General features: G+C 33.7%; 23 protein-coding genes. 8 read left to right on the top strand and 15 right to left on the bottom strand.

All coding sequences use genetic code 11. From position 1 onward, the window contains the following. Window positions 1–31: 31 nt before the first annotated feature. From trpD to C4S29_RS12970, 4 genes are all read right to left on the bottom strand, one after another. Complete coding sequence (trpD, locus tag C4S29_RS12985) at window positions 32–1,018, bottom strand: anthranilate phosphoribosyltransferase (protein WP_103914529.1); 987 nt, start codon at window positions 1,016–1,018, stop codon at window positions 32–34. A gap of 10 nt (window positions 1,019–1,028) precedes the next feature. After that, entirely contained in the window at window positions 1,029–1,709 is a 681-nt protein-coding gene (locus C4S29_RS12980; RefSeq protein ID WP_103914528.1) for an endonuclease/exonuclease/phosphatase family protein, read from the bottom strand. Between the two features lie 11 nt (window positions 1,710–1,720). After that, window positions 1,721–2,335 (bottom strand): anthranilate synthase component II, encoded by a 615-nt coding sequence (locus C4S29_RS12975; RefSeq protein ID WP_103914527.1) that lies wholly within the window; start codon window positions 2,333–2,335, stop codon window positions 1,721–1,723. A 64-nt stretch (window positions 2,336–2,399) separates the two neighbouring features. Next, window positions 2,400–3,818: an anthranilate synthase component I family protein gene (locus C4S29_RS12970; RefSeq protein ID WP_103914526.1), complete on the bottom strand. Its 1,419-nt coding sequence runs from the start codon at window positions 3,816–3,818 to the stop codon at window positions 2,400–2,402. A gap of 303 nt (window positions 3,819–4,121) precedes the next feature. Between C4S29_RS12970 and C4S29_RS12965 the strand changes: the two genes are divergently transcribed. Further along, on the top strand, window positions 4,122–4,325 hold the full coding sequence (locus C4S29_RS12965) for a hypothetical protein (RefSeq protein ID WP_146063327.1): 204 nt from the start codon (window positions 4,122–4,124) through the stop codon (window positions 4,323–4,325). A 58-nt stretch (window positions 4,326–4,383) separates the two neighbouring features. On the opposite strand, the gene C4S29_RS12960 is transcribed toward C4S29_RS12965, so the two are convergent. From C4S29_RS12960 to C4S29_RS12940, 5 genes are all read right to left on the bottom strand, one after another. After that, on the bottom strand, window positions 4,384–5,508 hold the full coding sequence (locus tag C4S29_RS12960; protein WP_103914524.1) for an efflux RND transporter periplasmic adaptor subunit: 1,125 nt from the start codon (window positions 5,506–5,508) through the stop codon (window positions 4,384–4,386). Between the two features lie 14 nt (window positions 5,509–5,522). After that, complete coding sequence (locus C4S29_RS12955; RefSeq protein ID WP_103914523.1) at window positions 5,523–6,092, bottom strand: cytochrome b/b6 domain-containing protein; 570 nt, start codon at window positions 6,090–6,092, stop codon at window positions 5,523–5,525. Window positions 6,093–6,098: 6 nt separating this feature from the next. Next, complete coding sequence (locus tag C4S29_RS12950; RefSeq protein ID WP_103914522.1) at window positions 6,099–7,322, bottom strand: TolC family protein; 1,224 nt, start codon at window positions 7,320–7,322, stop codon at window positions 6,099–6,101. A 133-nt stretch (window positions 7,323–7,455) separates the two neighbouring features. Beyond that, window positions 7,456–10,632, bottom strand: a complete 3,177-nt coding sequence (locus C4S29_RS12945; protein ID WP_103914521.1) for an efflux RND transporter permease subunit — start codon at window positions 10,630–10,632, stop codon at window positions 7,456–7,458. 124 nt (window positions 10,633–10,756) lie between these two features. After that, a complete protein-coding gene (locus C4S29_RS12940) occupies window positions 10,757–11,116 on the bottom strand; it encodes a hypothetical protein (RefSeq protein WP_103914520.1) in 360 nt (119 codons plus the stop codon). Window positions 11,117–11,326: 210 nt separating this feature from the next. Between C4S29_RS12940 and lysS the strand changes: the two genes are divergently transcribed. Continuing rightward, the gene (gene lysS, locus C4S29_RS12935; protein ID WP_103914519.1) at window positions 11,327–13,024 is read left to right on the top strand and encodes a lysine--tRNA ligase; all 1,698 of its coding nucleotides are present in this window, start codon (window positions 11,327–11,329) and stop codon (window positions 13,022–13,024) included. 125 nt (window positions 13,025–13,149) lie between these two features. On the opposite strand, the gene C4S29_RS12930 is transcribed toward lysS, so the two are convergent. After that, window positions 13,150–13,995, bottom strand: a complete 846-nt coding sequence (locus tag C4S29_RS12930) for a M23 family metallopeptidase (RefSeq protein ID WP_103914518.1) — start codon at window positions 13,993–13,995, stop codon at window positions 13,150–13,152. A gap of 164 nt (window positions 13,996–14,159) precedes the next feature. On the opposite strand from C4S29_RS12930, the gene C4S29_RS12925 reads away from it, so the two are divergent. After that, complete coding sequence (locus C4S29_RS12925; protein ID WP_103914517.1) at window positions 14,160–15,200, top strand: NAD(P)H-dependent glycerol-3-phosphate dehydrogenase; 1,041 nt, start codon at window positions 14,160–14,162, stop codon at window positions 15,198–15,200. A gap of 130 nt (window positions 15,201–15,330) precedes the next feature. Here C4S29_RS12925 and C4S29_RS12920 read toward each other — a convergent pair whose 3' ends face one another. Continuing rightward, window positions 15,331–15,612 carry a type II toxin-antitoxin system YafQ family toxin gene (locus C4S29_RS12920; protein WP_103914516.1) on the bottom strand — a complete coding sequence of 94 codons (282 nt, stop codon included), beginning with the start codon at window positions 15,610–15,612 and terminating at the stop codon, window positions 15,331–15,333. Next, entirely contained in the window at window positions 15,602–15,862 is a 261-nt protein-coding gene (locus C4S29_RS12915) for a hypothetical protein (protein ID WP_103914515.1), read from the bottom strand. The genes C4S29_RS12920 and C4S29_RS12915 overlap by 11 nt, the downstream gene beginning before the upstream one ends. A gap of 102 nt (window positions 15,863–15,964) precedes the next feature. On the opposite strand from C4S29_RS12915, the gene mqo reads away from it, so the two are divergent. The 5 genes from mqo (at window position 15,965) to C4S29_RS12890 (ending at window position 22,436) form a co-directional block, all read left to right on the top strand. Continuing rightward, on the top strand, window positions 15,965–17,470 hold the full coding sequence (gene mqo / locus C4S29_RS12910) for a malate dehydrogenase (quinone) (protein ID WP_103914514.1): 1,506 nt from the start codon (window positions 15,965–15,967) through the stop codon (window positions 17,468–17,470). 200 nt (window positions 17,471–17,670) lie between these two features. Further along, window positions 17,671–18,057 carry a hypothetical protein gene (locus C4S29_RS12905; RefSeq protein WP_103914513.1) on the top strand — a complete coding sequence of 129 codons (387 nt, stop codon included), beginning with the start codon at window positions 17,671–17,673 and terminating at the stop codon, window positions 18,055–18,057. Window positions 18,058–18,072: 15 nt separating this feature from the next. Next, entirely contained in the window at window positions 18,073–18,693 is a 621-nt protein-coding gene (locus C4S29_RS12900; RefSeq protein ID WP_103914512.1) for a DUF1684 domain-containing protein, read from the top strand. A gap of 77 nt (window positions 18,694–18,770) precedes the next feature. Beyond that, window positions 18,771–19,580, top strand: a complete 810-nt coding sequence (locus tag C4S29_RS12895) for a glucose 1-dehydrogenase (RefSeq protein WP_103914511.1) — start codon at window positions 18,771–18,773, stop codon at window positions 19,578–19,580. A gap of 201 nt (window positions 19,581–19,781) precedes the next feature. Next, on the top strand, window positions 19,782–22,436 hold the full coding sequence (locus tag C4S29_RS12890; RefSeq protein ID WP_103914510.1) for an MGH1-like glycoside hydrolase domain-containing protein: 2,655 nt from the start codon (window positions 19,782–19,784) through the stop codon (window positions 22,434–22,436). Between the two features lie 244 nt (window positions 22,437–22,680). On the opposite strand, the gene C4S29_RS12885 is transcribed toward C4S29_RS12890, so the two are convergent. The 3 genes from C4S29_RS12885 to C4S29_RS12875 form a co-directional block, all read right to left on the bottom strand. Further along, on the bottom strand, window positions 22,681–24,189 hold the full coding sequence (locus C4S29_RS12885; protein WP_103914509.1) for an FMN-binding glutamate synthase family protein: 1,509 nt from the start codon (window positions 24,187–24,189) through the stop codon (window positions 22,681–22,683). 123 nt (window positions 24,190–24,312) lie between these two features. Then, window positions 24,313–25,662 carry a tRNA (N(6)-L-threonylcarbamoyladenosine(37)-C(2))-methylthiotransferase MtaB gene (gene mtaB / locus C4S29_RS12880; RefSeq protein ID WP_103914508.1) on the bottom strand — a complete coding sequence of 450 codons (1,350 nt, stop codon included), beginning with the start codon at window positions 25,660–25,662 and terminating at the stop codon, window positions 24,313–24,315. Window positions 25,663–25,722: 60 nt separating this feature from the next. Beyond that, window positions 25,723–26,763 carry a hypothetical protein gene (locus C4S29_RS12875; protein ID WP_103914507.1) on the bottom strand — a complete coding sequence of 347 codons (1,041 nt, stop codon included), beginning with the start codon at window positions 26,761–26,763 and terminating at the stop codon, window positions 25,723–25,725.

Genomic DNA, 26,763 nt, shown 5'->3' with positions numbered 1-26,763 from the left:
GGTTTTGCTTGATGATTTTTGCTGACAACTATCAACTGTCAACTAACAACTTTAAGCATTTCAACGCTTTTCCACTTTCTAAACTTTCTTTGGCTAAATTAAGACAGGTTTCATAATCGCCAAATTTTTGTGTGCTTTCCAAAACAATCGCTGCATTTGCTGTAACAGCGGCGTTTTGCTCATAACTTCCGTTGCCTTCTAAAATGGTCCTGAAGATTTTTGCACTTTCTTTAATGGAATTTCCGCCTAATAATTTTTCCGCCTCAATTTTAGCAAATCCCAAATCTTCGGGTGCAACTATTTTTTCTCCGAAATTATTGATGATTTTGGTATCTGATGTTAGCGAAACTTCGTCATAGCCGTCTAATGCGTGAACGATTGTGAAATTTCTCTTTTGATTTTGAAGCAAATATTGATACAATCTCGCAATTTCTAAATTGTAAACGCCAACGACTGAAAATTTTGGTTGCGCCGGATTGACAAGCGGGCCCAAAATATTAAAAAAAGTTCGCAAACCAAGCCCTTTTCTGAGTGGCGCAACGGTTTTCAAAGCAGGGTGGAAGAGTGGTGCGTGTAAAAAGCAAAGCTTGGATTTTTCTAAATCCTTTTTTAAATCTGCTTCATTATTTTTGAATTTGTAACCCAATTCTTCTAAAACATTTGATGAACCAGAAACTGTAGAAACGCCGTAATTGCCATGCTTCGCAACTTTTTGTCCTGCACCTGCAACGATGAAACTTGTTAGCGTAGAAATATTAAAAGTGTTTTTTCCGTCGCCTCCAGTTCCGACAATATCGGCAAGATTTTCGCCTAAATTTATCGGAACTGCGAGTTGCATTAAAGCTTCACAAAAACCTTCCAGTTCTTCTAAAGTCAAACTTCTCATTAAAAAAACGGTAACGAAAGCCGTCACTTCATTTTCATTAAATTTATTTTGCGCAATTTCCGTTAAAATTGCTTTTGCTTCTGCTTTTGAGAGCGTATTGTGGTTAAATAAATATTGTAATATTTCTTTCATTATTTTAAATTTATTTTTTTTTATTCGCAGATATTTCGCAAATAACTAAATTGTGGTCGGAAAATTTTCGGTCAATTTCTATCATTTTATTAGTGTAAATTTTATCTTTTAGAAATTCATTATTTAAAACAATATGAATTGCACAATCTTTATTTTCTTTAGTTAAAATAGCCAAATCATTATCTTCAAAAAATTTCATCGTTTCAGAAACAATTACTTTGCTGGGATATTTAAAACCAGAAAATGAAATGTTGAAATCTCCAGAAAAACAAATATTACTTTTTAAATTCTCTATCTCTTTCTTTTGGTTTAATAAATCGTTTTTAAAATATTGATCTCGACCTCCAAAACTTCCTATAATACTGCCGAACAAAACAAGTTCTCCAAATTCAGTTTTTATTTTTCCGCTGATGCATGTAAAGTTGTCGTACGTTTTTATTTCCTCTAAAATTTCATATTTACTGTAAATTGTAACGCGATTTTCTCCTTTGAAATAGGTTTGATTTTCAAAAAATTCAGGCAAAATATTCGATTCTAATTTGAAATATTCTTTTCCAAAATTGAGAATTGAGTTGGTTTCCCTCAAGAAAATTAAATCGGCATTATTTTCTTTTATAATATTTTCAATAAAATTAATTTTTTCAAATTGATTAATTTTCGGTCGTTCAACATTCCAACTTATAATTTTCATTTTATCAAAATTTAAGTAAGAAAATTCTCCAAAATTTCTCTTCCCTTGGGTGTTAAAATACTTTCCGGATGAAACTGAACCGCTTGAACATCGTAGGTTTTATGCTGCAAAGCCATAATCATTTCATCTTTATCAACCGCAGTAATTTCTAATTCTTCGGGAAAGTTTTCTGGGGAAACGGCCCAAGAATGGTATCTTCCGGCTTCAAATGTTTCTGGGAAATTTTTAAAGATTTCTGTGTTATTATTTAAAATTTTAACGTCTGTGGCAACGCCGTGAAAAATTTCAGAAAGGTTAATTAATTTTCCATCAAAGGCTTCACCGATTGCTTGCAGACCAAGACAAACACCGAAAATTGATTTTGTAGGCGAGTAAGTTTTAATTAAATCTAATAAAATCCCAGATTCTTCGGGAATTCCCGGACCGGGCGAAAGTATGATTTTATCATATTTTTCCACTTCCTCCAAGGCGATTTCGTCATTGCGAAAAACATCAATTTTTTCGCCTACAATTTCTTCAATCATTTGAACCAAATTGTATGTGAAACTGTCGTAATTATCTAAAACCAGAATTTTGGTTGTCGGTTGTCGGTTGTCGGTTGTCGGTTGTTCTTTATTTTTACTCATTTTTTTATAATTTATTTTTTAGTCGTTGTGAAATTTCTGTCAACTGACAACTAAAAACGATCAACTAAATAGATTCTGCTTTTATAATGGCTTTTTTTAAAGCGCCCAATTTATTATTTACTTCTTGTAATTCATTTTCAGCGGAAGATTTTGCGACAATTCCTGCGCCCGCTTGGTAAAATAAAGTGTTATTTTTACTTAGAAACGTGCGAATCATAATCGCTTGGTTGCAACTTCCATCAAAACCTACAAAACCCAAACAACCGCCATAATAACCACGAGACGTGTTTTCGTAGTTATCAATAAGTTCCATTGCTTTATATTTTGGCGCACCGCTCAAAGTTCCTTGTGGAAAAGTAGTTGCAATCATATCAAACGGATTTTGATTAGCAGAAACATCTGCTGTGACTTCAGAAACCATGTGAATCACATGAGAGAAAAACTGAATTTCTTTTAATTTCGTGACCGTTGTATTTTTGCCAATAATACTTAAATCATTCCGCGCCAAATCAACAAGCATCGTATGTTCGGCGTTTTCTTTGGCGTCTTTTTTTAATAATTCTGCGGATGCTAAATCTTCTTCTAAAACGCCGGTTCTTTTAAAGGTTCCCGCGATTGGATGGATGATTGCCTTGCTGTTTTTAATAATTAATTGGCTTTCTGGGGAAGAACCAAAGAGTTTATAATCGCCATAATCAAAGTAAAATAGATAAGGCGACGGATTGATGTTCCGTAAAGCGCGATATACATTAAATTCGTCACCTTGAAATTTTTGCTGAAATCTTCGGCTTAGAACCAATTGAAAAACATCACCCCGGAAACAATGTTTCTTTGCTTTTTCTACGTTTTCTAGGTATTCTTCATTTGTTAAATTAGATTTTTCTTCTTCAATTTTTTCAAAAGGAAAAACAGGTGCATTTTTTTGATTGATTAGATTTTCAATTTTAGAAATTTCAGATTTTAAGCCTTTTATTTTATTTTCAATCAAAAACATTTCATCATTAAAATGATTAATTGCAATTACAAATTGGTAGAATCTGTATCTTAATAATGGAATTTTATTTTCGGGAGATTGCGCTTTAAATTTAATGTTTTCAAAAAAAGGAATGCCGTCGTAACTTGTGTAGCCAAATAAACCTTGCGCAGATTTGCCAATTTCTAAATTGGGTTGTTCGCCATTAAAACAAGAAGAAAAATTTTGTAAAACCGCTGTTAATTTTTCATTCTTTAAATCCATTTTGAAAGAGGCTTCGTTGGGAAATTTTATTTCTGCTTCATCAAAATTTCTGATTTCAATTCCTGCAATGGCGTTTACGGCAATGAAAGAGAAATTATTTTGGGTATTTTGGTTTCCCGCACTTTCCAATAAAACCGTATCTCGAAACTGGTCGCGCAAGCGAAGATAAATTCCGACTGGCGTAAAAAGGTCGCTTAAGGTAGATTTTACGGTGGTTTTAAAATTTATTTTTTGTGAAAATTGCATATTTTATTTTGATATTTTTTAATTTAAAGACATAAAAAAAGACTTTAACGTATCGCTAAAGTCTTTTAAAATCTTAATCTATTTATTTAAAAATTAAACATAAGAAATGTATTTCAGACCCGCGAAGAGTTGAAATGCCACCACCAATTTTTGTTTAATATTTTGTTCATTTTCTATCTGTAAATTGAAAGGCAAATGTAAAAAAGTTTTTTTGAAATCATTCATTTTATTTAAAAAAAATGATAAATATTTGCTTTTTGGGAAAAATTAACATTATCTTTGATAAAATTAAAAAATATTATTATGAAAAAATTATTCGTAGCAGCTTTTATCGGCGCATTAACACTTACATCTTGTTCAAAAAAAGCAGAATCAACAGAAAGCAACACCATGATGACAGAACCAGATAGCGCAGCAATGAAGTCTGATAGTTCAGCAACGGCTCAGCCAATGGATTCTACTGCAGCAGCAATGCCCGCAAAAACTGATAGCGCAATGGCAAAATAAGTAATATTTTACTTTAAAAAAAGCAGCTAAATAATAGCTGCTTTTTTTGTGAAAAATTCTATTCTTCTACATTTTTTAATGACATTAATAACTGATAGGCGCCTTTTGTTACAAATTTTTTCTTAGCATTTTCTGCACTGAAATTTAATAATTCAGTAAAACCATTTTCAGAATTACCAATGTTTACGGGAAACATTTTGTAAGTTTTAGGTTTAATTTCCTCAAAAATATATTGTTTTTCTTCCCAAGTTACAATTGCTTCATCAGGAATTGCGAGTGCTTTTTGGGCATTAGTTTCTATTTCAGCATTCATAAAAGTCCCCGGAATAAGTGCTAAATTTTCATTAGCAAAATGACAATGCACCAAAACACTTCGGTCTGGCGTGAAATCTTTTCCGATGATAAAAACGCGTGCTTCATATTTTTTTGTTGGATCTTGGTTGGTGTAAGCAAACACTTTTTGCCCAACTGAAATTTTATTCAAATCTTTTTCAAAAACCTTTAAAGCCAAGTGAAGATCGCCTGTGTTCACCACGTCAAACATTTTATCCATCGGCGAAACATATTGCCCGATATTTACATTAACAGAAGAAACGTAGCCTGAAATGGGCGAAATCACGGCAAAAGTTCTTCTAATATTGTTTGCATTTAAAGTGCTTGGATTAATGCCCATCGCTGCTAATTTTTGGGCAGTTGCCTTCATCGTAATATTTTGGTTATTAGAGTCGTTGAAAGCCTTTTGGGTAACTTTATCTGAACTGGCTTTATTTGCATTCAGATCTTTTTGGCGAGAATAATCTTGTTGTGCATATTGCAAATTCGACTTTGCTAAAAGATAATCTTGCTGCAATTGCACCAATTCTGGATTTTCTAATACTGCTAAAGTTTGGCCTTTTTGCACAAAATTTCCAGGCATAAATCTCGACACTTTCACATAACCGCCGCTTGGCGCGGAAACACTCGCCATCGTCTGTGGTGGAACATCAACTTGGCCGTTCAGAAAAATTTTGTTGGCAATATCTAATTTATCTAAATTTTTAGATTCAATGCCAGAATTTTTAATTTGTAAATCTGTTAAAGTAATTTGATTTCCAGTTACTACCGAAGTTTTTTCCGTCTGCGTTTCTTCCTTAGAACAGGATAAAATTGATAGACTGATAAATATTAAAAGTATTTTTTTCATTTTAAAAAGTTTTGTTAAGCGTCACCGCCAATCATATTTGAGACGATGCCTTTTCTGTTAGTATTTTCTGAAATGGCAATTCCTACGAAATGTAAAAGAATGAAAGCCGGAGTCCAATAAACTGCGAATTTGTGAACTGTTTCTGAAAGATCACGAATTGATTCTGAACCAAGATCATATTTTAAAATTGCGCCTGTTACTATTTGCACGGCAATTAAAAGATAAAACGCGAGATACATCAAACCTTGAAATTTGTCTTTATTTAAAGTATTTTTAGAAAAAGGATTCGGAAATTTTATGCCTTTTGCGAGCATATAAACTACTCTCGCAATAAACGCGAAAGTAATAAGATAAGCGGCATAAACGTGCCAATCAAACATTGGCGACTGAATTGAATGAACAATTGGCCGCAAGGCTTGTTTGTCTAAATTTAAACTTTGGATTTCAACATTTTTATTAATCGCTGTTGTAATAACGGTTTTGCTCATCCAGTACATTCTTAAAAATCCGGTAATAAATAAAACCGACATTCCCAAAGCAATAATCCAATGTAGAGATCGATGTAGAACTGTATTTTTTTTCATAATAAATTATTGTTGAGTTAAGTTGTTGATTTGAATGATTTTCTCGTTCAGCATTTTTTGGCTGTCAATTAATTTATTTTGCACGTCTAAACTTTGATTAATTAAAATAGACCATTCTAAATAATTAATTTCACCTTCGTAATACAATCGATTGGCAGTTTTCATAATAGTTTCTGCATTTGCTAAACCTTTATTTTTATAATAATCGGTTTCACTTTTCAGTTTTTCATATTCGCCGAGAAGCATTGCATATTGGTTTTTAAGGTTTTTAGAACCGATTTCATAATTATTTTCTGCAATAAGTTGGTTTATTTTTTGACCTTCAATTACAGATTTTTGAGCGGAATTAAAAAGTGGAATTCCCACGCCAATCATTCCAGAATTAAAACGCGCTGATCTTCCGTAGAAGTTATTATCTGCGCCGTTTCCGTACATGCTAGAATTGAAATAGGTGAAATTTAAAGTTGGTAAAAGTTTAGACTTTTCTGCTTTTAATTTTGCCAATTCTATATTTTTTTGCTGTTCTAATTGTTTTAAAACTATTGGATTTCCCGCATAATTAAGTTCTAGATTTTCAAGATTTAAATGGTAAAAATCAGAATTTTCGTTCACATAAAAATTGTCATCATTAATGAGATAATTAAACTGGGAAAGGGAAATTTGTCGGTCTTTTCTGAGATTTTCTAGTTGAATTTTGGCCTGACTTCTGTAATTTTCTGCGGTTGTTTTTTCCAGAATGTTACTTTCGCCTTTTTTCAGTCGAAGTTCTGCGCGCTGATAATAATTGGTGTAAATAGAATCGGCTCTCAAAAGCAGTTTTTCTTTTTCATTTTGATAAATCAATTCATTATAAACCAAAGCGATTTCCCGTTTCAGTTGCCATTTTTGAACGTCTAAACTGAGCATAGAATTTTTCCATTCTTCTAGCAAAACTTGTTTGTGAGAATTGTAAAATCCAGGTAATCTTAAAGTTTGACTAACAGAAAATTTGTTATCTGTGTAAGCAGAATTAATTTGCCCGATTTCACCGGAAATATTGAGCGGATCGACTACGGCGTAAGATTTCTTAATCTTGTCTTGATAATCAATTCGAAGTTGGCCGTTTTTTAAATTGAGATTATTTTTGAAGGCTTTTTCATAAGCAGTTTCCAAAGAAATTGCAGTTTGGGCTTTCATTAAAAATCCGAATAATAAAGAAAAGACGGCGAATATTTTTATAATTTGTTTCATTGTTTTTTTTATTTAATTAAACTTGTTGGTTGCGAAAACCTGCAGCCCGACTTGAGTGCAGCTCTTTTTTTGTGTAGCAAAGCGGAACAAAAAAAAGCGGGAACGGAAGGCGGAAATTGCTGCCCAAAAAATTCTAAACTTCATCATTGTAACCATCTTCTTCATCTGTAACTTCCACAATTTTTTTACGCGTATCTGGGAAATGTTCTTCAAACCAAATATAAATTAAGGGTAAAAAATAAAGTGTGAGAAAGGTCGCTAAAAGCAAACCGCCTATTACTACAGTTGCTAAAGGACGTTGAACTTCCGCGCCTTCTCCGGTGCTTAATGCCATTGGTAAAAAACCTAAAGATGCCACAAAAGCGGTCATCAAAACTGGACGTAATCTGGTTTTTCCGCCAATTTTTACCACGTCTTTTAAATCTGGATGTAATTTCTTTTGGCGATTAAATTCTGCGATTAAGACAATTCCATTTAAAACGGCAACCCCGAAAAGTGCGATAAAACCGACACCTGCGGAAATACTAAAATTCATCCCACGGATCCAAAGTGAGAGAATGCCGCCAATTGCCGAAAGTGGAATGGCAGAAAAAATCAGTAAACCGTATTTTATGGAATTAAAGGCAAAATAAAGCATCAATAAAATCAATAGTAAACTAATTGGAACGGCGATCATCAAACGGGATTTTGCCTGTTGTAGATTCTCAAAAGTTCCACCATAAGTAATAGAATATCCAGGTGGAAGTTTAAAATCTTTATCGACTACTTTTTGCAAGTCTTCTACAGTGGACTGAATATCGCGGTTTCGTACATTAAAACCAACAATAATTCTGCGCTGCGCATTTTCCCTTTGGATTTGGTTGACGCTTTCTTTTAACTCAACATTTGCGACAGAACTCAACGGAATTTCAATTCCTGAAGGTGTAGAAATCAATAAATTATTCACATCTTCCACATTTTTCCTTTTTTCGCCATCTAAACGAACGACCAAATCAAATTTCTTCTCGCCTTCAAACACAGAACCTGTGGATTGCCCTGCAAAAGCCGTGTTTACAATATTATTGACATCTTCTACATTGAGTCCGTATTGCGAAAGTGCGTCACGTTTATATGAAATCACGATTTGCGGCATTCCAGAAATTGGTTCTACATAAATATTTTGAGCGCCGTTAATTTTCTTCGAAATCGCACCCAATTTCTCTGCATAAACTTTTAAAGTATCCAGATTTTCGCCGTAAATTTTACAAACGACATCTTGCCTTGCGCCTGTCATTAATTCATTAAAACGCATGGCAACAGGATATTGAAAAGAGTAGGTTACGCCTATAATATTTTTCTTTAATTCAGCAGACATTTTTGCGGCGAGATCGTCATAAGTAGTTGCAGATTTCCATTCTTTTCTTGGTTTTAAAATAATCATCATGTCACTTGCATCAATCGGCATCGGATCGGTTGGGATTTCGCTACTTCCTGTTTTCCCGACAATTTTTTCAATTTCTGGGAATTTCTTTAATAAAACTTGCTGTGATTTTAAAATAGCGTCTGTGGAAGTTTTAAGATTACTTCCGGGTAAAACTCTCGTGTCAACTGCAAAATCGCCTTCGGGAAGTGTTGGGATAAATTCGCCACCTAATCTTGACATTACAAATAATGAAATGAAAAATAAACCAACAACGCTGAAGAAAATTATATTTGGAATTTTTAAAACTCTATTTAAAGTTTTGTGGTAAAAACTTTCTAATTTGTCCATTAATTTATCAGAAAAGTTTTTCTTATTATTTATTTTTTTAGATAAAAATATGGAACTCATCATCGGAATGTAGGTCAGAGAAAGTATAAACGCACCAAGTAATGCGAAAATTACCGTTTGCGCCATTGGTTTGAACATTTTTCCTTCAATGCCTTGCAAGGTTAAAATCGGTAAGTAAACTATTAAGATAATAATTTGCCCAAAAACCGCAGAATTCATCATCGTGCTAGAAGAAGTGTAAACCTCTCGGTTCATCATTTCTTGTGAAATCTTTTTGTCTTGAAATTTATTCAAATGTTTAAATCGGTGTAAAATAGCCTCGACAATTATGACGGCGCCATCTACAATTAAACCAAAATCCAACGCGCCTAAACTCATTAAATTCCCAGAAACCCCGAAAATGTTCATCATAATAATCGCAAAAAGCATCGCCAAAGGAATGACCGACGCCACCAATAAACCTGCACGGAAATTTCCAAGAAATAGAACCAGAACAAAAACCACGATTAACGCCCCTTCCATTAAATTTTTGCTTACAGTTCCAATGGCGTTATCTACCATTTTGGTTCGGTCTAGAAATGCGTCTATTTTTACACCTTCGGGAAGAGTTTTTTGGATTTCTGCAATTTTTGTTTTTACTTCTTTTATAACCTCATTTGAATTCGCACCTTTCATCATCATTACAACGGCACCAGCAACTTCGCCTTTCCCGTTGTAAGTCATAGCGCCGTATCTGATGGCTTTTCCATACTGAACTTTTCCGATATTTTTTATTAAAATCGGTGTTCCGTCTGGTAAATTTTTAACAACCGTATTTTCAATATCTGGGATTTTATTCATTAAACCTTCCGTTCTAATGAATAAAACACTTGGTCCTTTTTCAATATAAGCGCCACCCGTATTTTGATTGTTTTTTTGAAGCGCACTAAAAACTTCGGAAATCGTAACGCCCATTGATTTCAAAATGGCTGGATTAATGGCGACTTCATATTGTTTTAGATTTCCACCAAAACTCGCAACATCTGCAACGCCCGGTGTTCCGAGTAATTGTCGGCGAACAATCCAATCTTGAATGGTTCGTAATTCCATAGGATTATAGCGGTGTTCAAATCCTTTTTTGGGACGAACAACATATTGATAAATTTCACCTAATCCTGTGGAAATTGGCGCCATTTGTGGAACGCCTAAATTGGCTGGAATATCTTTTGAAATTTGTTGCAAACGTTCTGAAACTTGTTGACGAGCCAAATACAAATCCACATCATCTTTAAAAACGATGGTGATAACTGATAAGCCAAAACGCGAAAAACTTCGCATTTGCTTGATTCCCTGTATATTGTAATTAATTTGTTCTAAAGGAAAAGTAATGAAACGTTCTACATCTGGTGCACCCAAACTTGGCGAAACCGTGATAATCTGAACCTGATTATCTGTAATGTCGGGAACGGCATCAATAGGAAGTTTTGTGAGTTCGAAAAGTCCATAAATAATTAAACCGAGTGTCATTAAGACAACAATAAGTTTATTCTTTATAGAGAACTCTATAATTTTATTAAGCATTTTATAGGAGATTTTAGGCTTCGTTAGAATTTAAAATTCTAGCAAAACTTTTAAATTAATTTAAAATTAAATTCAGTCAAAATCTTGCGATATGACTTAAAAAAAACAAAAGAGAAATAATTAATTAAATTTTGGGCGGTTCCCAAATTTGCTTAAATATAGAAGGGTAGAATTTTTCTGAATACGAAAAATTGGAAGAATAATCCACATAAATTAAAGGATGCGGAACATTTATGGATGCCTTTTCTGGCGGGATATTAATAGTAAGAAAAGACGTGAAATTATCATGAGTTTTGAAAGGTAATTTCATGTCATCAGAATAATCTTTATCTTTCACTTGCTTGTCTAAATAATGCATTTTGAAAAATGCGTAAAGCGACATATTAGGATTTGCTTTTTTGTGTGTGATGTAATGTCCGATTAAATTAGGAAGTTTTACAACTTGCCTAACTTCGCAAAAGGAAATTAAGTAAGTAAAAATCATAAAGTAAACGACATATTTTTTCACAAAGCAAATCTAATGAATTTAATCCAGAAAAAACCGATTAAAAAAAATTTGGAATGATTAAAAATAAAGCAAAAAGTTGTTCTAAAAATTATAATTTAGTAATTATTTAGATCTAAATTGAACTTAAGATTTAGAATATTTTCGTTAAAAAATCATTAAATTTGCAATCTTAAAAAAGCAACAATAATGCAATTATCAGAACAGGAAGTCATTCGCAGAGAAAAATTAACTAAATTAAACGCTTTAGGAATTAATGCGTATCCAGCAGATGAATATAAAATTTCAGATTCCACAGAATCCATAAAAAAAGAGTTTTCTGAAGGCAAAAAAGTAAAAATTGCAGGAAGATTAATGTCTCGTAGAATTCAAGGAAAAGCATCTTTTGCTGAATTGCAAGATTCTTCAGGGAAAATTCAAGTTTATTTTAATAGAGATGAAATCTGCCCAGGTGATGATAAAACTTTATACAACGACGTTTACAAACATCTTTTAGACATCGGTGATATCATCGGGATTGAAGGCGAATTATTCACCACTCAAGTTGGCGAAATGACCGTGAAAGTTACCAATTTCACTCTATTAACTAAAACTTTGCGCCCGCTTCCACAACCAAGAACCGATGAAGATGGTAAAGTTTATGATGCTTTCAACGATCCTGAATTGCGTTACAGACAGCGATATGTCGATTTAATTGTAAATCCGCAAGTGAAAGAAGTTTTCATTAAAAGAACAAAATTGTTCAATGCAATGCGAACTTATTTTAATGAAGCAGGCTATTTTGAAGTTGAAACACCAATTTTGCAAGCCATTCCGGGTGGTGCAGCAGCAAAACCATTTATTTCTCACCACAACGCGTTAGATATTCCTTTGTATTTAAGAATTGCAAATGAACTTTATTTAAAAAGATTAATTGTTGGCGGATTTGATGGCGTTTATGAATTTTCTAAAAATTTCCGAAATGAAGGAATGGACAGAACGCACAATCCAGAATTCACGGCGATGGAAATTTATGTCGCTTATAAAGATTACAACTGGATGATGGATTTCACCGAAAAATTGTTAGAATTTTCTGCAATTCAGGTTAATGGAACTTCAGAATCTACTTTTGGCGAGCACACAATTAATTGGAAAGCGCCTTATCCAAGAGTTTCAATGACGGAAGCCATTCAAAAATTTACCGGTTTTGACATTACAGGAAAAACGGAAGAAGAACTTTTTACTTTCGCTAAATCCATCGGAATTGAAGTTGATGAATCAATGGGAAAAGGAAAATTAATTGATGAAATTTTTGGCGAAAAATGTGAAGGAAACTTCATTCAGCCAACTTTTATTACAGATTATCCAATTGAAATGTCGCCTTTAACAAAGAAGCACAGAACAAAAGAAGGTTTAACGGAACGTTTTGAATTAATGGTGTGTGGAAAAGAAATTGCAAACGCTTATTCAGAATTAAATGATCCAATTGATCAGAGAGAGCGTTTTGAAGCGCAAATGGCACTTTCAGAAAGAGGCGATGATGAAGCGATGTTTATCGATAATGATTTTCTTCGCGCTTTAGAATACGGAATGCCGCCAACTTCTGGTTTGGGAATCGGAATGGATCGTTTGATCATGTTTTTAACCAATAATGAAAGCATCCAAGAAGTATTATTTTTCCCACAAATGCGACCAGAAAAGGTTTTGCCAAAAGTAGAATTGTCAGAAGATGATGAATTGCTTTTAAAACTTTTAAATCAAAATAACGGCGAAATGTCACTCAATGATTTAAAAGAACAATCAAAATTTTCGGGTAAAAAATGGGATAAATCTTCTAAAAATTTAGCCAAAAATAATTTGATAAAAATTGAAAAAACAGAAGAAGGAATTTCTGTGAAAATTGTTTAATTAAAATTTAAAAATATTTTTAAGAGAGTTTTTGTCATTCCGTAGGAATCTTTGCTGCTTAGATTCCTACGGAATGACAAAGGTCGTTAACAAAAAAATCCTGAAAATTTTCAGGATTTTATATTTTACAAATTCAAAAACAATCTCGGATTCACCGGCGTATTATTTTTACGCACTTCATAATGCAAATGTGGCCCGGTTGAGCGACCTGTATTTCCAGATTTTGCAATCACATCATTTACTTTTACCACGTCGTTTGATTTCACTAAAAGTTCCGAAAGGTGTCCGTAAAGTGTGTCTAAACCATTTCCGTGAGAAACAATAATGCAATTTCCGTAACCCCCTTTTTGCCCAGCAAAAATAACTTTTCCCGCAGCAGCACATCTTACAGGCGTTCCGTAAGCAACGGCAATATCCAAACCTTTATGAAACTGAATTTGATCGGCTTCAGGTGCGGCATTTGCTTGAGTTGGCGTTTTACCTAAACTATCTTTTGCGACAGATTTATTTACTGAAGCCAATATCACCGTTCTGTTTGGAATTGGATTTATTCTTTTACCAAAATTTGAAGAAATATAGCCATCTGTGGGAATTCCCAAAGGAATTGTCTGCAATTTATTTTGAAGATTTACCAAATATTGACTGTAGCGATTGCTTTGTTTAGAAAGATAAATAGCGTTATTTAAACTATCTTTTGCAAGATAATTAATTCTAGAGTCTTCAATATTTTTTGAGGCTAAAAATTGATGTAAATCCCGAACAGTTTGGTCGATTTGGCCTAAATCTGTCTTCATTTTAAAATAATCGATACTGTCTTTTTTAGTATTTATTTTTACTAAATTCACCACATAGTTTTTATCATCTCGCTCTGAAAATAACTTTGCTATAATGATGCTTTGGGCAAATATTAAAAATAAAAAAACGCCTAAAAGTAAATTTATGTTTTTCTTTCTTTTCAGAAATTGTCGCATATCAAGTTTTTAAATTAAAATTTTAGACGGCAAAATTAAAAATTTATTGTATTTATAATGTAGAATTAACAAACTTTATGAGTTGAACTTAAAATTAAATTCATAAAAAATCGTTTTTAAATTATGCTTCACATTACTTATCTTTGTAACCCTGAGAAATTATTATGACAAAAATTAGCGCTGATAAAAAAAAAGTTTGTAAAAATTTTGATGAAAACTTACCTAGAGTTGGGGTAGTCGGAAGTGGTAGTTTTGCCACGGCCATTGTGAAAATGTTGGTAGAAAACTCTGAAAAAGTGCATTGGTGCGTGCGAAATGAATTTGTAAAAGGTGCTATTGAACTTCGCGGGCATAATCCAGTTTATCTTACTTCAGTTAGTTTTAACAAAGAAAATCTGGCAATTACAACAGATATAAACGAGTTGGTTTCCAATTGTGACGTGATAGTTTTGGCGACGCCGTCCATTTATTTGTCGGATGCGATTGAAAAAATGACTTGCGATTATACTTGCAAAATTTTCGTTTCAGCCATCAAAGGAATTGTGCCGAAAGTGAATGATGTGGTCGCGCATTATCTTCGGGATGAATTCAAAATCGGATTTCGTTGTCAGGCGGTCATTGCCGGTCCTTGTCACGCGGAAGAAGTCGCGATGGAAAGACTTTCTTATCTCACAATTGCAACTGCAGAAGATAAAGTGGGCGAAATTTTAAAAAAATTATTTGCTTCAGATTTTATCAATGTTCATACGAGCAAGGATATTTTAGGAAATGAATACAGCGCAATTCTCAAAAATATTTACGCCATTGGCGCCGGAATGGCGAGTGGATTGGGTTATGGCGATAATTTCGCGGCTGTTTTTGTCTCAAATGCGATTCGAGAAATGGAAGTTTTTTTAGAAGCCATTTATGAAGAACCGCGCGATGTGAATGAAAGCGCCTATCTCGGCGATTTACTCGTAACTGCTTATTCCTTGTTTTCTAGAAACCGAAGTTTGGGAAATTTAATTGGAAAAGGTTACACCGTAAAATCTGCCATTCAATCTATGAATATGATTGCGGAAGGTTATTACGCCGCAGATTCTGTCTATAAAACAGGAAAAGAAAAAGGGTTGGATTTACCGATTATCAATACGATTTACAATATTTTGTACGAAGAAAAAAGCGCTGAAAAATTGTTTAAAAAACTAACGCTGAAGTTGAATTAGGTTTTTTTTTGAGAATTATCCTTGTCAAGGTTTAAAACCTTGATAAGGTTCAAAAAAAAGCAATACATTTTTTTAATTCAAATAAATTTCCCAAAACAAAACTTTTCCCGAAAAATTCTAGGATTATATTTTAAAACAAATCCGAATGCGATCCAATATCCAAAAGATAAATCTCTTTCAATTCATCATCTTGTTCCCAAATTAAAAGTAAATCGGGTAAAATATGACATTCCAAGCAACCTTTGTAATTTCCAATTAATTGATGAGGTTTCATTTTAAAAGGAACAGCATCAAAGCCACCAGATTTAAGAAATTCCAACAATTCTAATATTTTACTTCTTTCTGAAGGTTTATTCAAATATTTTTTAAGAGATTTCTTAAATCGAGTTGAAGGAACTAAATTATAATTCATTTTCTACATCTTGAAATAAATCTTCCACTTCAGAATATCTTTTCAAAGATGCTCTTTCTTTTTTAGATTCTGCAATTCCTTTTTTAGTGTCTTCATTTGGTTCTTTATATTCCAAAGCATCAAAAAGTGTAGTTTCTATAAAATTATTTAAACTTCTGTTTTCTTTTTTTGCCAATTTTTCTATGTAGTTGTACAAATTAGAATTCAATCGTAAAGAAGTTGCTTTTTTTTTGGTTTCAATTGTATTCATTGTGGTGTATTTTAAATACAAATATAGGTAATATTAAATTTAATTCCCAATAAATTTCCCAAAACAAAACTTTTCCCGAAATTCGTAGCATAAAATTGATTTATGCCAAATTTTTTAACCAATACAGATATAAAAAGCGAATACGACGTCATTTTAGTCGGTGGCGGAATAATGAGTACCACCTTGGGAACATTACTTCACGAGTTTGATCCGAACTTAAAAATTGCCATTTTTGAACGTTTGGGGCGTTTTGCAAAAGAAAGTTCAGCCGCCTGGAATAACGCCGGAACAGGACATTCCGCTTTTTGTGAACTGAATTATACACCCGAAAAAGAAGATGGAACAATAGATATTTCCAAAGCCGAAAATATCGCCGAGCAGTTCGAGGTTTCAAAACAGTTTTGGTCTTATTTGGTTTCAAAAAAATACATTGCCAATCCGAAAGATTTCATTAATTCTTGTCCGCACATGAGTTTGGTTTTTGGTGAAAAGGATGCCGAATTTTTAAAAAAACGCTATGATACAATGGTGACTTCGAATTTATTTAAAGGCATGGAATTTTCCACCGATTTTGAACAGTTAAAAGAATGGATTCCTTTAATAATGTCTAAAAGAAAGGAAAACGAAGTTCTCGCTGCCACAAAAATGGATCTCGGAACGGACGTCAATTTTGGAAGTTTAACCCGAAAAATGGGACGTTTTTTAGCCGAAGATTCTTTGGTTGATGTTTTCCTTTACCAAGAAGTAAAAGATTTAGATATAGAAAAAGATGGCACTTGGAAAATGAAAGTGAAAAACAGAATGACAGGCAAAAGCCAGAAAGTTTCCGCAAAATTCGTGTTTTTAGGTGCAGGAGGTTATTCTCTGCCACTTTTGGATAGTTCTGATATTAAAGAAAGTGAAGGTTATGGCGGTTTCCCGGTTTCCGGGCAATGGTTGGTGACTCATAATGAAGAATTAGTGGCGCAACATGAAGCGAAAGTTTACACGCAAGCCGGTTTAAATGCGCCACCAATGAGCGTTCCACATTTAGATTTGCGATTAATTGATGGTAAAAAAGCCTTATTATTTGGGCCTTTTGCGGGTTTTTCTACGAAATTTTTAAAAGAAGGCAGTTATTTAGATTTGCCGGAAAGCATTAATTTTTCAAATATTCGTTCGCTTTTCGGCGCTTGGTGGCATAATTTGCCTTTAACTAAATATTTAATAGAGCAAGTGGCGATGACAAAATCTCAGCGAATGGCGCATTTAAGGCAGTTTGTAAAAGATGCAAAAGAAGAAGATTGGGAATTAAAAGTAGCAGGACAACGCGTGCAAGTCATTAAAAAAGATGGCGAAAAAGGTGGAAAATTAGAATTTGGAACTGAAGTAGTTATAAATAAAAACAAAACTATCGCTGCAATTTTAGGCGCTTCACCGGGCGCTTCAACTGCGGCTCATGCGATGCTTCATATCATTGAAGGATGTTTTGGCGACAAACTTCAAAATGAATGGTATGAAAAATTACTAGAAATCATTCCAAGTTATGGTCAGAAATTGTCAGAAAACGCCGAGTTAACTGAAAAAGTGAGGAATTATTCTAAAGAGATATTGGAATTAAACTATTAATATGATACTTTTTACCATTAAGACTGGATTAAGATATTAAGATAATTAAGTTGAACGAAATTAGTTATTTAAACGTATTTAAAAAATTTACACAAATTTTCCAGACCTTAATATTCTTAATTCCTTCATAAATCTTAATGTTTTAATTTCTAATTTTTTCATTAAATTCTTTTAAAAGTATAATTTTAAAAACCGATAATTTGTCCACAATTGTAAAACCTTTCATTGAAGCGGAAATTTTAAAGGAAATTCAAAACGAAATTGCCGTGGAGAAACAGGTCATTGTACATTGTTGTTTCAAAAATAATTTTGCATTTGGAAACCTTATTAGAATCTGGAAAACAACATTTTTGTTAGACGCGCAATCAGCTCATAAAAGCAAACTGCTTTTTGAAGACAATATTTGTTTTGGTCCAAAATGGATGGAGGTTCCCTTGGTAGAAAATTATTGGTTTACTCTGATTTTTAGTGCTTTACCAAAAGATTGCACCTATTTTGATTTGGCTGAAATTATACCAGAAAGCGACGGTTTTTATGTTTCAAAAATTAAGCGAAACAGAACGGATGTCTATAATATTAATCTTTAAATCATACAAAATAACATGAGAAATATTTTCTATATTTTTATTTCTTTTCTAATTATTTCTTGCGCGAGTGCGACAAATAAATCTGAAATTGCGGATATTCAAAAGTTTCAAAAAAACTTAAATGAAGAATATCAAAACCCCGAAGAAACGCCTTTGCGTGGGGAAAATTTTAAAAATTTTACCGTTCACCCTTTCTTTCCCATCAATTTAAAATATCGTGTAAAAGCCAAATTTACAAAACTAAATAACAGTCCAAATTTTGAATTTCCCACAAGTTCTGGCAAAACAAAAATCTATAAAGCCTTTGGAAAAGCGAGTTTTATTTTAGGCGGAAAAAATTATACTTTAACCATTTATCAGAGCCAAGATTTAATGAAAAAAGCAGGTTTAGAAGATTACCTTTTCTTGCCTTTTCATGATCTTACGAACACGCACGAAACTTATGGAGGCGGAAAATATTTAGATTTAAGAATCCCAAAATCTGATAAAATTATTTTAGATTTTAACCAATCTTATCAACCGTATTGCGCTTACAATCCTTACGATTACAACTGCCCAATTGTTCCAGAAGAAAATTCTTTACCGATTAGAATTGAAGCCGGTGTAAAATATTTGAACACTTATTTTGAGCATTAATAAATTTAAGAAAACTTTAGGTTTTTATATTTTCCATTAAAGTTTCACTTTGCTATTTTTGAGAAAAATATAAAAAAATGGAAATATCTCTTGCCAATCAAGTGGCGCTTATCACGGGTTCTTCAAGCGGTATCGGTGCCGGAATTGCAAAATCAATGGCAAAATCTGGCGCCACAGTAATCATCAATTATCCTTTTGATGGCGCACTTTCAGACGCCGAAACAGTTTTAAAAGAAATTACCGACGAAGGTGGAAAAGGAATGTTATGCAAATGCGATGTATCCAAAGAAGATGAAGTGATTAAAATGTTTGCAGACGTCGTTTCCGCTTACGGAACCGTAGATATTTTAGTCAATAACGCTGGAATTCAAAAAGATGCAAAATTCACGGAAATGACTTTAGACCAATGGAACGCGGTGATTGGTGTCAATTTAACAGGTCAATTTTTGTGCGCAAGAGAAGCCATAAAAGAATTTTTAAAACGCGGCATCGATGAAAGTCGTTCCGTCGCTTGTGGAAAAATCATTCATATTTCTTCCGTTCACGAAATTATTCCGTGGGCAGGTCACGCCAATTACGCTTCTAGCAAAGGCGCCATCCGAATGTTGATGCAAACTTTGGCGCAAGAATTTGGCGATAGAAAAATCCGTGTCAATTCAATTTGTCCGGGCGCAATTCAAACAAATATCAACAAAAATGCTTGGAGCACGCCAGAAGCACTAAATTCGTTAATGTCGCTTATTCCTTACAACAGAATTGGCCAACCACAAGACATTGGCAACTTGGCCGTATTCTTAGCGAGCGATGCCGCAGATTATATCACAGGAACCAGCATTTTTATAGACGGCGCAATGACGACTTTTGAGAGTTTTTCAGAAAATGGATAAAATTTTTTGGGCGTCTATGTAATTTCGTCGAATGTGTATTTATTATTTTTTTTGGGCGCCTTTTCCGCCTTCCGTTCCCGCTTCCGCCGCGGCGGAGAGCTTCACTCAAGTCGGGGCGCAGATTATCGCAATTTTCAAAGTTTTTATTATAAAAAGCAATTTCATCACTCATCATTCATCACTCATCAATAATCATAAAATATGACCGAAGAACAAAAACGCCTTTTAGATTCAAATTGGAAAAAATATGGTCCTTACGTAAGCAACCGAGAATGGGGTTTGGTGCGCGAAGATTACAGCGCAGATGGTGATGCGTGGGATTTTACCAATTATTTTTCCGCAGAATCTTACGCTTATAGATGGGGCGAAGAAGGAATTTGCGGCATTTGCGACGACAAACAATTGCTCGTTTTTTCCGTTGGTTTTTGGAATAAAAATGACCAAATCATTAAGGAGAGATTGTTTGGATTAACCAATTCGCAAGGAAATCACGGCGAAGATGTGAAAGAATATTACTATTATTTAGATAATACACCAACGCATTCTTACATGAAAATGCTTTATAAATATCCGCAAAATGCCTTTCCTTACGAAGATTTAATTAATAAAAACGCTGCCGCAGGAAAAGAAAACCCTGAATATGAATTGATTGATACAGGCATTTTCGACCAAAATGAATACTTCGATATTTTCATTGAATATGTGAAAAATTCTCCCGAAGATATTTTAATAAAATTAACGGTAACTAATAAAGCAAATACAAAAGCATCTTTGGTTTTGCTTCCCACTTTATGGTTTAGAAATACTTGGAGTTGGGGTTATGACGATTATAAACCGCAACTTTCATTAGATAAAGAAAATCAAATAAAAATAAATCACAAAGATTTAAACTTAAAAAATCTTTATTCTGATACTGCTGCAGAAGCCCTTTTTTGTGATAATGAAACCAATCAGAAAAAAATTTATCACCAAGCAAATACTTCTAAATATTGCAAAGATGGCATCAATGATTATCTTTTAAATAAAAGCGAATCTTCCATAAATCCTGAAAAAATAGGAACAAAAGTCGCATTTAAAATTGATGAAAATTTTGAGGCTTTAGAAACAAAAGTTTTTGAATTTCGGCTTTGTAATGAAGATTTTGAAAAACCTTTTGAAGATTTTGAAAAATTGTTTAAAACTAGACAAAATGAAGCCGATGAATTTTACCAAGACATCCAAAAAGGAATAGAAAATGAAGACGAAAAATTGGTGCAAAGACAAGCATTTGCTGGGCTTTTATGGAGCAAACAATTTTACCACTACAACGTAGAAAAATGGTTAGAAGGCGATCCTAGCCAAGTAAGACCACCCGAAAGTAGAAAAAAAATTCGAAATTATGACTGGAAAAATCTAGATGGTCTCAATATTATTTCGATGCCAGATAAATGGGAATATCCCTGGTTTGCGACTTGGGATTTGGCCTTTCATGCCGTTAGTTTTGCCTTGATAGATTCAGATTTTGCAAAACATCAACTTAAATTATTAACGCTGGATTGGTTCATGCATCCCAACGGACAATTGCCAGCTTATGAATGGAATTTCAGTGATGTAAACCCGCCAGTTCACGCTTACGCGGCTTTTCGTGTTTTTAAAATAGATGAAACATTAAATCATAAACCAGATTTAGAATTTTTAGAAGCCATTTTTCAGAAATTGCTCATGAATTTCACGTGGTGGGTGAATAAAAAAGATTTTAATGGTAACAATATTTTTGAAGGCGGATTTCTTGGCTTAGATAATATTGGTGTTTTTGATAGAAATCAAAAATTGCCCGATGGCGAAAGTTTAGAACAAGCAGACGGAACCAGTTGGATGGCAATGTTTGCCTTAAATATGATGCGCATCGCAATGGAATTGGCACTTTACAACAAAGTGTATGAAGATATGGCGACCAAATTTTTTGAGCATTTTTTGAGCATTGCAAAAGCGCTTGATAATATGGGTGAAAATAATTTTAGTCTTTGGGATGAGCAAGACGAGTTTTTCTATGATGCGCTTTCATTAAAAGATGGCAGTGGTTTATTTTTAAGATTAAGAACAATTGTTGGTTTGATACCAATGTTTGCCATAGAAGTTATTGATGATGAAATGCTGGAAAAATTACCAAAATTTAAAGAAAGAATGCAGTGGGTTTTGGATAATAAGCCAGAATTAGCGGCACTCGTTTCTCATTGGGAAGTGAAAGGTGAAGATTCTAAACATTTATTGAGTTTGCTTCGTGGGCATCGTTTAAAACGCTTACTTTTTAGAATGCTAGACGAAAAAGAATTTTTAGGTGAGTTTGGTATTCGTGCTTTATCTAAAGAATATGAAGATCAGCCTTTTCACATTAATTTGAATGGTAAAGATTTTTGTGTGAAATATTTGCCAGCAGAAAGCGACAGTTTTATGTTTGGTGGCAATAGTAATTGGCGTGGACCAATCTGGTTTCCCATTAATTTTTTAATCATAGAAAGTTTGCAACGTTTTTTCTTTTATTACAGTCCAGATTTTAAAGTAGAATATCCTACAAACAGTGGAAATTATTACAATTTAGATGAAATCGCCACTTCACTTGGTAATCGTTTAAAAAGTATTTTTCTAAAAGGTGAAGACGGAAAACGAGTGTTTAACAGGCAATATCCAAGATTTCAAGAAGATCCGGATTTTAGAGATTATATTTTGTTTTATGAATATTTCCACGGCGACACAGGACGTGGAGTAGGCGCATCTCACCAAACAGGTTGGACGGCAATTGTCGCAAAACTTTTGCAACCAAGACTTTCACAATCTAAATTCGATAAGGAAGAATTAGAATCGCCAAGAAATATTTAAGCTGAGTTCGATTTTCAACAAGTTTAAAACATCAACAAGAAGGGGTTTTGGGCTGTTTTTAAAAATTTACTTCAAAATAGGTTTAGCCAAAGTGTATATTAAATTTTGGCTAAAACTTATTAATTTACAATTTTCACATCAATCTAAATCCCGATGCAATTGATTTACTTACAATTTGTTGACAAGTTTAATGTTAAAAATATAACACCAATCGACATCAGATTTTCATTAAAGTTAATTTTTTTTAAGGTTTATTTCTACTCAAAATATTAGGGAAATATTGATCAGAAAGATGATCAAATTCATCACCACGCATAAACATAGAAGCGTCAACTTCGCTGTAGGAATGTCTTCCGGCAGCAGCAATAAGTTCGTTACAAGTGTGCAAAGTATTTTTATGAAAATGGTAAACACGCTCGCTTTTATCTGCTACATCCAAACCTTTTATCAGCATTTTATCTTGGGTTGCAACGCCAGTTGGGCAAGTGTTTGTGTTGCATCTCAAGGCTTGGATGCAACCAAGTGAAAACATAAAACCACGCGCATTATTGCACATATCTGCACCCATTGCAACGGCTCGTAAAATATCTAAAGACGTTAAAACTTTGCCACTCGCAATAATTCGAATTTTTTTGCGAACATTAAATTCTTTCAAAGTATTATTTACAAAAATTAGGGCAGGTTCCAAAGGCATACCAACGCCATCGGAAAATTCAGGAGGTGCTGCACCTGTGCCGCCTTCTGCACCATCTACAGTAATAAAATCGGGATAAATTTTCAGCACATTCATTTGCTCACAGATTTCTTCAAACTCGGCCGTATCTCCAATACATAATTTAAAACCGATTGGTTTACCGCCAGACAATTCACGAAGTTGTGCCACAAAACCTAGTAATCCTGCCGCATTTGAAAATGCCGAATGTCCGGGAGGTGAAAGAATTGTGATGCCAGGTTTTACATGTCTAATTTTAGCAATTTCTTCAGTATTTTTTACGCCTGGTAAAACCCCGCCATGCCCAGGTTTTGCACCTTGGGATAATTTTATTTCAATCATTTTTACTGCGGGTAAAGTAGCATTTTTCTTAAAAGTTTCTGGTGAAAATGTGCCGTCTTCTTTTCTACAACCAAAATACCCCGTTCCGATTTGCCAACAAATATCGCCGCCGCCTTCCAGATGATACGGGGAAAGTCCGCCTTCGCCAGTATTATGATAAAAATTTCCTTTTTTTGCGCCTCGATTTAGGGAAACGATAGCGCGATCACTTAAAGAACCAAAACTCATCGCAGAAATATTAAACAAAGATGCGTCGTAAGGTTGCGAACATTGCTCGTTTCCCACCAAAACGCGGGGTAATTCTTCAGATGGACTTTTTGCATAAATAGAATGCTTTAAACCTTCATATTTTCTTTGGTTAATTTCTAGTTGTGTACCAAACGGAACGGTGTCGTTCAAATTTTTTGCACGTCTGTAAGCGGCCGCTCTTTGGTTTCTAGGGAAAGGTTTGCCATCGGTTTCACGCTCTATGAAATACTGTTGCATTTCTGGTGAAATTTCTTCGAAAAAATATCTAAAATAGCCTAAAACAGGGAAGTTGCGTAGAATTGCGTGTTTCGTTTGTGTTGCATTATAAACCCCCAAGATATAAATACTGCCCAAAAGCAAGGGAATCCAATAATAAGTTTTTAACCAAAGTGCAACTAATAAGGTAAAAACCACTAAAATTGCCCCCCACAGTAAGAATTTATTTCTCATTTTCTAAAATTTTTTCAAAATTACAATAATAACTCAATGTAAGAATTTTTTGAAAGAATGAAAAATGCTTTAAAACAAAAAATAAGAATGTTAAGAAAAATGTTAATTTGATACTATCAAATCCTAAAACTTCGCCAAAAACGCCTCAAAACCAGCCTTCACAGAAACGGTTCCATCGTTTTCAATTTTATTTAATTCTAATTTTTCAATTTTGTTAATAGAATTTTCGTCAAATGGTTTTTGTACGCGCACGTAATTTTCTGTAAAACCAAACATTTGCCCGTTTTTATTTTCGTGCTCCCAAAGTACGGGAAGCGTTTTGCCCAATTGTGTTTCGTAAAACGCCATTTTCTTTTTTTCCGATAAAATTCTAAGCATTTTATTGCGTCGCTTTCTTTCCGAGATTGGAACGGGATTTTCCATCGATGCTGCTTCAGTATTTTCGCGTTCAGAATACGTGAAAACGTGTAAATAACTGATTGGGAGTTGGTTTAAAAAATTATAAGTTTCAAGGAAATATTCTTCACTTTCACCCGGAAATCCTACAATTACATCGACGCCGATGCAAGCATTTGGCAAAACTTCTCTAATTTTTGAAACTCTATTTTGGTATAAATTAGTTAAATAACGGCGTTTCATTTTCTTTAATAAATCATCGCTTCCAGATTGCAAAGGAATGTGAAAATGCGGCACAAATCGTTCGCTTTTTGCAACCAAATCTATACAGTCGTCGGTTAACAAATTAGGTTCTATGGAAGAAATACGGATTCTTTCTATGCCTTCAATTTCATTTAGATTTGAAATTAATTCTAAAAAAATATGATCGTGTTTTTTGTTTCCAAATTCACCTTTGCCATAATCGCCAATATTTACACCAGTTAATACAATTTCTTTAATGCCTTTTTGCGCAATTTCTGTGGCGTTTTTCACCACATTTTCAATGGTGTCGCTTCGTGAAATTCCGCGTGCCAAAGGAATGGTGCAATACGTACATTTATAGTCACAACCATCTTGCACTTTAAGAAAAGCGCGTGTTCTGTCGCCGATGGAATAGCTTCCTATGAAAAAATCAGTTTCTTCAATCTCACAAGAATGCACCAAAGCATGATTTTCAGACTTCTGCAAATCATGGATATAACTTAAAATATTAAATTTTTCTTTCGCGCCTAAAACCAAATCTACACCTTTAATATTAGAAATTTCTTCGGGTTTCAGTTGGGCGTAGCAACCCACTATAATTACCAAACCTTCTGGGTTGGCTTTTGCAGCGCGCTTTACGTGAAGTTTACATTCGCGATCTGCGTTTTCTGTGACCGAACAAGTGTTGATGATATAAACATCTGCGAAATCTTCAAAATTTACTTTTTGAAAACCAGAATCCACAAGTTGCCTTGCAATTGTTGATGTTTCGGCAAAATTTAGTTTACAACCTAAAGTGTGAAATGCCGCTTTTTTAGTATAATTTGCATTCATAATTCGAAGGGCAAATTTACAAAAGATATTTTAGTGCAAAATTGATTGCTTGTGGGCAAGTTATTTGTTATTTCTTCTCTTTAAATATTTAAAAATCCACCAGAAAATTACGAGCAAAATAATACCGACAATTAAATAGGGAAGAACAAAAATGCCTATAATTGCGGTGCTTACGAGCCAAGAAGAAAAACTTGTAGAAACTTCGTACGGATCTTTCTCTGTTGCTTTTTCGCTAAATTTTTGAAATTCTACCACTTTTGAAAATTGCTCAATTTCTTGAAATAATTGATCTTCATCATTCAAAATTTTAGGGTAATTAAAATTTTCTTGGTTTTCAAAATATGTAATTACTAAATTATCTTTTGGCGTTGGTGTAAAATTATTTTTAACCCCAAAAAGTATATTTTTTGAAGAGTTCCATTTAAAATTAAACCCATTTGAAAGCCCTTCGATGTCTTTTTCAGATAAATCATCTTTCAATTGTATATAAAAAGAGCCACTATTTATGGGGTTTTTCCAGACATTTCCAGATTCTAACAGATAGATAAAAGCATTGTATTTTTCTTTGCTGTAGCCTCTTGTGAGTTTTGCGTCATTGGTATTTACGATAAAATAAACTTCAACTAAACGAGTTTGATTTGGTTTAAAATTAATTTCCCAAGAAATCCAATTTCCACCAAATCCGCGCATTATTTCTGTTTTATCTTCGCCTAAATTTTGTTTTAAAATTGGCAAATATTGCCCATCTGTTTTTATTTTAAATCGGTTAAGCGCATCCAGTTTCACTTCATTTAAATAGGGGCCGCCGCCAGAATAAATTCCGTTTACGGGATAACCCATTTTAAAATTTAAGTTTTCTGCAGTGGTATTGGTCATTTTATACCAACCTTTCACAACGGCAAAACCTTTATAAAGTTGAATAAAGATATGCTCTTCTTCCATCTGCACTTTTTTGAAAGTTGCAGAATCTTCGGGATAGAGCATGGTGAAAACCGTTCCGCCTGCGTTCCAAATGCCTGGTTGCGCAGCATTTGCTAATAGATTTTGGAAGGAAAAAATTGAAATTAGGAGAATGGCAATTTGCTTGATATAAATTTTCAT

Origin of the sequence: Halpernia humi (assembly GCF_900108025.1) — a bacterium.
GTDB classification, from domain to species: domain Bacteria; phylum Bacteroidota; class Bacteroidia; order Flavobacteriales; family Weeksellaceae; genus Halpernia; species Halpernia humi.
This window is presented reverse-complemented; position numbering and strand designations above follow the sequence as displayed.

What these genes read in the sequence shown, in the direction of transcription:
- trpD (WP_103914529.1), bottom strand. Translation starts at nt 1,018, where the DNA reads ATGAAAGAAATATTACAATATTTATTTAACCACAATACGCTCTCAAAA.
- C4S29_RS12980 (WP_103914528.1), bottom strand. Translation starts at nt 1,709, where the DNA reads ATGAAAATTATAAGTTGGAATGTTGAACGACCGAAAATTAATCAATTT.
- C4S29_RS12975 (WP_103914527.1), bottom strand. Translation starts at nt 2,335, where the DNA reads ATGAGTAAAAATAAAGAACAACCGACAACCGACAACCGACAACCGACA.
- C4S29_RS12970 (WP_103914526.1), bottom strand. Translation starts at nt 3,818, where the DNA reads ATGCAATTTTCACAAAAAATAAATTTTAAAACCACCGTAAAATCTACC.
- C4S29_RS12965 (WP_146063327.1), top strand. Translation starts at nt 4,122, where the DNA reads ATGAAAAAATTATTCGTAGCAGCTTTTATCGGCGCATTAACACTTACA.
- C4S29_RS12960 (WP_103914524.1), bottom strand. Translation starts at nt 5,508, where the DNA reads ATGAAAAAAATACTTTTAATATTTATCAGTCTATCAATTTTATCCTGT.
- C4S29_RS12955 (WP_103914523.1), bottom strand. Translation starts at nt 6,092, where the DNA reads ATGAAAAAAAATACAGTTCTACATCGATCTCTACATTGGATTATTGCT.
- C4S29_RS12950 (WP_103914522.1), bottom strand. Translation starts at nt 7,322, where the DNA reads ATGAAACAAATTATAAAAATATTCGCCGTCTTTTCTTTATTATTCGGA.
- C4S29_RS12945 (WP_103914521.1), bottom strand. Translation starts at nt 10,632, where the DNA reads ATGCTTAATAAAATTATAGAGTTCTCTATAAAGAATAAACTTATTGTT.
- C4S29_RS12940 (WP_103914520.1), bottom strand. Translation starts at nt 11,116, where the DNA reads ATGATTTTTACTTACTTAATTTCCTTTTGCGAAGTTAGGCAAGTTGTA.
- lysS (WP_103914519.1), top strand. Translation starts at nt 11,327, where the DNA reads ATGCAATTATCAGAACAGGAAGTCATTCGCAGAGAAAAATTAACTAAA.
- C4S29_RS12930 (WP_103914518.1), bottom strand. Translation starts at nt 13,995, where the DNA reads ATGCGACAATTTCTGAAAAGAAAGAAAAACATAAATTTACTTTTAGGC.
- C4S29_RS12925 (WP_103914517.1), top strand. Translation starts at nt 14,160, where the DNA reads ATGACAAAAATTAGCGCTGATAAAAAAAAAGTTTGTAAAAATTTTGAT.
- C4S29_RS12920 (WP_103914516.1), bottom strand. Translation starts at nt 15,612, where the DNA reads ATGAATTATAATTTAGTTCCTTCAACTCGATTTAAGAAATCTCTTAAA.
- C4S29_RS12915 (WP_103914515.1), bottom strand. Translation starts at nt 15,862, where the DNA reads ATGAATACAATTGAAACCAAAAAAAAAGCAACTTCTTTACGATTGAAT.
- mqo (WP_103914514.1), top strand. Translation starts at nt 15,965, where the DNA reads ATGCCAAATTTTTTAACCAATACAGATATAAAAAGCGAATACGACGTC.
- C4S29_RS12900 (WP_103914512.1), top strand. Translation starts at nt 18,073, where the DNA reads ATGAGAAATATTTTCTATATTTTTATTTCTTTTCTAATTATTTCTTGC.
- C4S29_RS12895 (WP_103914511.1), top strand. Translation starts at nt 18,771, where the DNA reads ATGGAAATATCTCTTGCCAATCAAGTGGCGCTTATCACGGGTTCTTCA.
- C4S29_RS12890 (WP_103914510.1), top strand. Translation starts at nt 19,782, where the DNA reads ATGACCGAAGAACAAAAACGCCTTTTAGATTCAAATTGGAAAAAATAT.
- C4S29_RS12885 (WP_103914509.1), bottom strand. Translation starts at nt 24,189, where the DNA reads ATGAGAAATAAATTCTTACTGTGGGGGGCAATTTTAGTGGTTTTTACC.
- mtaB (WP_103914508.1), bottom strand. Translation starts at nt 25,662, where the DNA reads ATGAATGCAAATTATACTAAAAAAGCGGCATTTCACACTTTAGGTTGT.
- C4S29_RS12875 (WP_103914507.1), bottom strand. Translation starts at nt 26,763, where the DNA reads ATGAAAATTTATATCAAGCAAATTGCCATTCTCCTAATTTCAATTTTT.